This is a genomic window from Burkholderia sp. AU4i (genome assembly GCF_000466765.1).
Classification (GTDB): Bacteria; Pseudomonadota; Gammaproteobacteria; order Burkholderiales; family Burkholderiaceae; genus Burkholderia; species Burkholderia cepacia.
This window is the reverse complement of record NZ_ASSI01000416.1, coordinates 1-740: the sequence shown is the minus strand read 5'-3', so window position 1 is coordinate 740 and position 740 is coordinate 1. Positions and strand designations below refer to the sequence as shown.

Annotated in this window: 1 protein-coding gene and 1 pseudogene; both read right to left on the bottom strand. The window is 72.2% G+C overall.

The window, feature by feature from the left end; all coding sequences use genetic code 11:
* On the bottom strand, positions 1–394 hold a 394-nt coding region (locus L810_RS43155; RefSeq protein WP_373453122.1), incomplete at its 3' end, for a hypothetical protein.
* An 82-nt stretch (positions 395–476) separates the two neighbouring features.
* Positions 477–737 (bottom strand): annotated as a pseudogene (locus tag L810_RS48275) (hypothetical protein); the annotation flags it as partial.
* Between the last annotated feature and the right edge of the window lie 3 nt (positions 738–740).

Here is a 740-nt window from a genome sequence, read left to right as displayed (position 1 = left end):
CGAGCGCGACACCGCCCCACAGATTCGTGTCGCCCGCGCGCAACCGGTATGGCTCCAGCGCCTGCACGACATGGCCGTCGCGGCCCGTCTCCCACGACAGCCGCGCCTTCGCGCGCGCGTAGGCACGGTAGTCGGCGTCCCAGTCCTTCGCGTCGGGCAGCGAGAACTCGTACAGGATCGCGTCCTCGAACGTCGCGTCGAGCGGCCCGAGCGCCGGATCCATGATCACGATGTGAAGGCAGCCGCTGTCGCCGACGAAGTCGCTCTGCAGCGCGGCCGACAGGCTCGGCAGCAGCAGCTCGACGGCCGCCACCGCGGCCTGGCGGTTCGCGAACGCGCTACCGGCGCGTCGGTCGGTCGACGTGGCGGGCATCGGATGGGAAAGGTTCGGCATGGGATTCTCCATGGGGAAAACGCGAGCGCACGCAACGCCGCGATCAGGTCGGCCGCTACCGCGGGCCGGGTCAGGTATGCGCGGAAACCGGCCTCGACCGCGCGCGTGCGGCCGCGTACGCGAGCAGCAGCACCGGCCACGCGACGGGCTGCCCGGCCGCACGGCCGGAACCGTCGACGATGTCCGTGAGCAGCGACGGCACCGAGATGGCCGCCGCCTTCGCGAGCACCCGCAGCGCGATCGCCGCCAGCACGTGTGCACGGTAATGCCGGATCGCGCGCCACGGTTCGACCGCGATCCGCCGGCGCAGGCCGCGTTCGTCGCGACGGTCGCGGTCGAACAGATC